At 69.9% G+C, this 5,533-nt stretch carries 5 protein-coding genes; all 5 read left to right on the forward strand.

What is annotated here, in order from left to right; translation table 11 throughout:
- Positions 1-406 precede the first annotated feature (406 nt).
- Positions 407-1,459, forward strand: coding sequence for an iron-containing redox enzyme family protein (locus ABH925_RS37420; RefSeq protein WP_370156061.1), 1,053 nt, complete (start codon positions 407-409; stop codon positions 1,457-1,459).
- Between the two features lie 2 nt (positions 1,460-1,461).
- Positions 1,462-2,166, forward strand: coding sequence for a 2OG-Fe dioxygenase family protein (locus ABH925_RS37425; RefSeq protein ID WP_370156063.1), 705 nt, complete (start codon positions 1,462-1,464; stop codon positions 2,164-2,166).
- Between the two features lie 64 nt (positions 2,167-2,230).
- Positions 2,231-3,136, forward strand: a complete 906-nt coding sequence (gene dapF, locus ABH925_RS37430; protein ID WP_370156066.1) for a diaminopimelate epimerase — start codon at positions 2,231-2,233, stop codon at positions 3,134-3,136.
- Entirely contained in the window at positions 3,133-4,242 is a 1,110-nt protein-coding gene (locus tag ABH925_RS37435) for an aminotransferase class I/II-fold pyridoxal phosphate-dependent enzyme (protein ID WP_370156069.1), read from the forward strand. The genes dapF and ABH925_RS37435 overlap by 4 nt, the downstream gene beginning before the upstream one ends.
- Positions 4,239-5,533 (forward strand): condensation domain-containing protein (locus ABH925_RS37440; RefSeq protein ID WP_370156072.1); only part of this gene is annotated, 1,295 nt, incomplete at its 3' end. The genes ABH925_RS37435 and ABH925_RS37440, both read left to right, overlap by 4 nt.

Raw genomic sequence — 5,533 nt, forward strand, 5'->3', positions numbered from 1 at the left:
GCTGCGCGTGCCTCCCCGCGCCCCCCCCCCACCCCCCCCCCCCCCCCCCCCCCCCCCCCCGCGCCCCCCCCCCCCGCGGGCCCCGCGGTCGTGTGTCCGGACCACGTCCCACCTGCACGGGACCGTGTCCGCATCCGGACAGCAGCGGTCTGGCCACGCTGAACCCTGGTGTGCCGGGGTGCGGCTGACGAGGATTACCTCTGTCGCCGGATCACGGATATCCGAGTCACCGCGGGACTCGAATTCCGGTATCGGTCGGTCGTCGGTCTCGCGCTTCCTGGCCGCGGCGACGCGGAACGCGTCACCACGCTCCACGGCAGCGCGTAAAGAGGGGCGACAAGGCCCCGCACCCACTCGACGGCCACCCCCCACAAGGTTGGGCATCACCACGGGAGAAATTGTGTTCGTGCACGAAGAAACTAAAGCAGCCGGCCGTCCGACGTACTCGGCACTGGTCGACGAGATCTCGTCCCTGCTGACGGTCGCCGCCACCGAGGTGGACCGCACCCTGGAGGGCGACGATCGGGTCAGACTGGTGGCCTCCGTGGGCGCCATGAACGACCAGGCGGCGGCGGGAGACCGGGTTGCCTTCTACCACCAGCAACTGCTTCTCGCCCGCATCTACGGCATGTACACCACGATTCCGCACGCGCACACCGCGGAGGGGTCTGTCGTCCTGCACGACATCACCCGGTCGCTGGAGGTCGCCACGCTGGCGGCCGAGGACCGGTGGATCGAGCCGGGCTCGATCCAGGCGGCGCCCACCGAGGGCAAGGCCTTCCTCTCCTGGATCAAGACGATGGCCCGTCAGCACCGGGTGTTCAAGCACCCCTACTACGGGGACTTCATCAACCACCACGCCACCGCCGACGATCTGCGCACCTACGTCATCCAGGAGTCGCTGGTCGACGGCCGGTTCGACGACCTGCTCGCGCTGATGCAGGTCGGTACGGCCGGCCAGGCCAAGATGGAGATCGCGTCCAACTTCTGGGACGAGATGGGCAACGGCAAGCCCGAGGAGGTGCACACCCACCTCTTCAACAAGATCTACGAGGTCTTCGCCATCACCGACGACGAGCTGGAGTCGGCGATGACGGCGAGCGACCTGCTCGCCGGCAACCTGGCGCTGCTGGTCTGCCGCTACCGCTCGCTGTACCCGGAGGCGGTCGGCTTCCTCGGGATGACCGAGTGGCTGGTACCCGACCGCTTCACCAACGTGATCCGCGCCTGGGAGCGGCTCGGCCTGCCCGACGTCGGGATCACCTACCACCGCCTGCACGTGACCATCGACTCCGTCCACGCGGCCGGCTGGTTCCACAACATCGTTCTGCCCGCGGCCACCTCCGACCACATGCGGCACGGCATCGCCCGCGGCACCCTCTGGCGGCTGAACTCCTCGGCCCGCCACCTCGACGAGCGCCTGGAGCAGGCGTCCGCCCACGGCATCCGGAAGGTCTGACCATGGCACTGAACACCCAGGGATACGCGATCGTCGACCTGCCGCCGATCTCCGAGGAGATCATCGCCAGCTACGACAACTGCCCGCACGACCCCTACATGGGCAACCTGACCCGCTACAAGCGGTTCGACCAGTACCGGCTGTCGTGGACCGAGGGCACCGGCTGGGGCTTCGAGCTCCTGCCGCACCGCGACTACACCACCTTCACCGACTTCAACCCGGTCGCCGGCGGCATCCGCCGCACCTACGAGCCGCTCGAGGCCGACTTCACCCCGCTGATCCGCATCGGCGCCGAGGCCATCGGCCTGGACACCACCGAGGACTGGCAGATCAACGTCCACCAGAACCGGACCAGGGCGACCCCGGACAAGCCGGGCCAGCTCACCCCGGAGGGCGTGCACCACGACGGCCACGAGTACGTGATGATCTCGGTCTTCGTCCGCGACAACGTCGAGGGCGGCGAGACCCGGCTCTGGCTGGACGGCGCCGAGGAGCCCTTCTGGGCCGGCACGGTGTCGCCGGGTCAGGCCGTGCTGCTCGACGACCGGGCGATCGCCCACGACGTGACGGACGTGCTGCCGAAGGACGGCAAGCCCGGCCACCGCGACATCCTCATCGTCGCGTTCTCCCGCTGGAAGGAGAAGTGGTACGGCGACGACCACGACGCCGCCGCGCTGGCTTCCGGGGCCACCTCGTCCGCCATGTGACCCCCCGTCCGCGGCCGGCCTCCTGACCGGGGGCGGCCGCGGACGGCCGACGATCGGCCGTTCCATGCCTGAATTCGCCAAGTACCACGCCCTGGGCAACGACTACCTGCTCATCGACCCCAACGACTCGGAGATCGCCCCGAACGGCGAGTCCGCCCGACTGCTGTGCGACCGCCACTTCGGGATCGGTGCGGACGGCGTGCTCTTCGGCCCGATGGCGCCCGTCGAGGCGGGACGTCCGATCGAGCTGCAGATCTTCAACTCCGACGGAAGCACCTGCGAGAAGAGCGCCAACGGCATCCGCCTGTTCGCGCTCCACATCGCCGACAACTACCCGACCGGGACCGCGGCCGGGACCGAGTTCAGCGTGCGGACCCTGGCCGGCGACTCGCCGGTGCGGATCCGCGACCTGGACGCGGGCCTGGTCGAGATCGGTATGGGCCGGCCCTCGTTCGACGTCACCGACGTCGGCGTGACCGGCCTGGAGGGTTCGACGCTGAGCTGGCCCCTGGAGGTCGCCGGCCGGACCCTCACCGTGACCTCCCTCCACAACGGCAATCCGCACACCGTGGTCTTCGCCGACGAGGTGACCCCACGGCTGGCCCGGGAACTCGGCGAGGCCGTCGCCGGCCACCCGCGCTTCCCCTCCCGTACCAACGTGCAGTTCGCCCAGGTGATCGACCGGGCCACGATCCGGATCGAGATCTGGGAACGCGGCGCCGGCTACACCCTGGCCTCGGGCAGCAGCAGCTGCGCCGTCGCCAGCGCGGCGCACGCCCTCGGCCTGGTCGGCGACCGGGTCACGGTGCGGATGCCCGGCGGCGAGCTGGAGCTCGCCATCGGAGCGGACGGGGAGGTCACCATGACCGGCCCGGTGGAACAGGTACTCGTCGGCGATCTCTCCCCGGTGTTCCGCGAGCGGCTCGGCATCCGCCGGCCGTCCCGACCAGCCAGCGAGGTGCCGGCATGACCCAAGCCCTTGAACGCGCGCCAGAAGTGGCGCTGACCTATCCGATGCGCAAGTGGGTGTTCGAGGACTCACTCGGCCGCTACGACATCGACCTCGGCGACAGCCACGTCCAGTGCGGCACCATGAGCCAGCTGCACGTACCCGCCGACCTGGAGCTCAACTACGGCGTCGACCGCGGCAGTCCGGACCTGATCGAGCTCGTCGCCGACCGGTACCTGGGCTCCTCGGACCGGGTGATCGTCACCCACGGCGCGCAGGAGGCCCTCTACCTGCTGTACTGCACCCTGCTCAAGCCCGGCGACCGCGTCATCGCGTTCCGTCCGGGCTGGCAGCAGGCGTGGGACGTGCCGGAGAAGCTCGGCTGCGACGTCCGCGTGCTCAACCTCGCCGAGGACTTCAGCATCGACCTGGAGACGCTGCGCGAGGCCGCCGGTCCGAACCTGCGGCTGATCACGGTGAACACGCCGAGCAACCCGACCGGCCGCCGGATCCGGCACCGCGAGTTCGAGGCGCTCTGCGCGGTCGCCGAGGAGTCGGACGCCTACATCCTCCTCGACGAGGAGTACGTGCTGGACCTGGCCACCTCGCCGGCGCTGCGCGGCGACCGGTTCGTGTCGGTGTCGAGCCTGTCGAAGATGTACGGCTTCCCCGGCCTGCGGGTCGGCTGGATGTACGGACCCCCCGAGGTCGTCTCGGCCTGCGCCGAGTACAAGCACCTCACCTCGATCGCCAACTCGGTGCTCTGCGAGCACCTCGCGGTCGACGTGCTGCAGCGCTGGCAGGAATGGGCCCGGCAGTACCACCGGCTCACCGACGAGGGCCTGCACATCCTCACCCAGTGGTGCGAGCAGTACCCCGACCAGCTGCGGCTGGTCACCCCGGAGGGCACCCCGTTCGCCTGGATCCACCTGACCACGGGTGAGTCCTCGCTGTCCTTCGCGCGCCGGGTGCTCGACACCGGCGTCCTGGTCATGCCCGCCGAGACCCTCGGCGCCAGCCGCGGCCTGCGGCTGGCCTTCGCACGCGACCCGCAGATCCTCCACGAAGGGCTCCGCCGCATCGGCGAGGTCCTCGCCACCACCCCCGAAGGGAGCTTCACGTCATGACGACAACCACCGGAACACCGCTGTCCTTCGGGCAGGAGCAGCTCTGGTTCCTCGACCAGCTCGCGCCCGGCGAGACGACCTACAACATCCTGCTGGCCTGGCGGCTGCACGGCCGGCTGGACGTGGACGTGCTGCGCCGCTGCCTCACGCTGGTGGTCTCGCGGCACGAGGCGCTGCGCGCGACGCTGCACACCACGGACGGCACGCCGTTCCAGGTGATCGCGGAGCCGCCGGCCGAGGTGGGGCTGACGGTCGTGGACCTCACCGCGCTGGACCCGTCCGGGTGGCAGCAGGCGATCGACGCCGACATCAGCGCGCAGACCAACCTGCCCTTCGACCTGGAGACCGGACCGCTCTACCGGTTCCGGCTGCTCACCCTCGCCGATGACGAGTACGTGCTGGTCCAGGGCTTCCACCACCTGGTCACCGACGGCTGGTCGTCCGCGGTGATGAACGCCGAGATCACCACGGCGTACCAGGCGCTGCTCAACGGCGACGAGCCGGTCTTCGAGCAGGACGACCCCGGCTACACCTCCTTCGCCGGCTCGCAGCGCGAGCGTCTGGACGGCGCCGAGCTGGAGGAGGAGCTGACCTTCTGGCAGGAGAAGCTGGCGCACCTGTCGGTGCTGGAGCTGCCCACCGACCGGCCGCGGCCGCAGACGTCCAACCACCGGGGCGGCTCGGTGATCAAGACGCTGCCGGACGGCCTGCTGGACCGGGCCCGGGCGACGGCACAGGAGCACGGCGTCTCGCTGTTCATGGTGCTGTCTGCGGCGTTCAACACGGTGCTGGCCCGCTACTCCGGCCAGGACGACATCGCCGTCGGGGTACCCATGCTGGGCCGCGTCGACCCCGAACTGGAGAACGTGGTCGGCCTCTTCATCAACATGGCCGTGCTGCGCTCCGACCTCTCCGGCGACCCGACCTTCACCGAGCTGCTGGAGCGGACGGCGGACGCGAACCTGGAGCTGTACGAGCACCAGGAGGTGCCGTTCCACCAGGTCGTGGACCGGGTGCAGCCGGTACGCGAGCCGGGCCGCAACCCGCTCTTCCAGGTCGCCGTACAGCTCCTCGGCGGCGCCACCTCCGGTGACAACCTCTTCTTCCCCGGCGTCACCAGCGAGTACATGCTGCTGCCGTCGGCCGGCGCCCGCTTCGACATCTCGCTGAACTTCATCGAGTCGGACGACACGCTCAAGGCGTCGGTGGAGTACAGCTCGGAGCTGTTCGACCAGTGGCGGATCGAGGCGATGCTCGGCCACATCGAGACCGTGCTGACCGCCGCCGCCGA

Origin of the sequence: Streptacidiphilus sp. EB129, from assembly GCF_041262645.1 — a bacterium.
Lineage (GTDB): Bacteria > Actinomycetota > Actinomycetes > Streptomycetales > Streptomycetaceae > Streptacidiphilus.

Bases quoted from the DNA above. Each gene is read 5' to 3' on its own strand.
- ABH925_RS37425 (WP_370156063.1), top strand. From the start codon at position 1,462: ATGGCACTGAACACCCAGGGATACGCGATCGTCGACCTGCCGCCGATC.
- dapF (WP_370156066.1), top strand. From the start codon at position 2,231: ATGCCTGAATTCGCCAAGTACCACGCCCTGGGCAACGACTACCTGCTC.
- ABH925_RS37435 (WP_370156069.1), top strand. From the start codon at position 3,133: ATGACCCAAGCCCTTGAACGCGCGCCAGAAGTGGCGCTGACCTATCCG.